This window comes from Vibrio sp. 1288 (assembly GCF_033344475.1).
Map to the genome: position 1 here is coordinate 1 of NZ_JAWPOX010000696.1, position 629 is coordinate 629.

Genomic DNA, 629 nt, shown 5'->3' on the forward strand with positions numbered 1-629 from the left:
GCTTTGGCCACTGGAGTTATAAATGAACCCTGTGTGGCTGTATTCACCACGAGCCGCGAAGCTGGTTGCTATGTACTCCAGCACCTTTGGGTCAACAACGCCGGACGATTCGTAATATTGGTTTTCGGTGTAATAAAGCAGATTTTGTTTGCCGTCGAGGATAGCCATGCTCACATCCCCTTTATAACCATGACTCAGGACATCAGCGGTTTCATCCAAGCGGCTAAAAAGCACTCGCTCACGGTAGGGATTGTCGTGATTGATAAAATAGTCCTGCAGCACATCACTTTTACTCAGCGTGTACGCATAGCTGTTAAGAAAAATATTGGCTTGTCGAAATTGCCCCGCCAGTTTTCCATCTGAAGTTGTATGTAGCTATCTTCGCGCTTGATGAGTGTTACTTTTTGAATGCTATAGATGATGTAACTCGATACCAGCGCACTCAAAATGATCACGGGTGCGACAAGCAAGATAACTCGATTGCTTAATTTCATTATGGTTCTTCGACTTCCGTTTGTGTCCCTACAAACGTTGCTTACCTAAACGGTACTGAACGGATGATATATTTTTTGCAAATTGTAACCAGATTGTAAGGTGGGTGTTCTCGAAAATCAGACAACCATTTTAGA

The 629-nt window shown here is 43.6% G+C and carries 1 pseudogene; it reads right to left on the reverse strand.

The features are described from left to right. Nucleotides 1-494 (reverse strand): annotated as a pseudogene (locus tag R8O11_RS28840) (diguanylate phosphodiesterase); the annotation flags it as partial. Between the last annotated feature and the right edge of the window lie 135 nt (nt 495-629).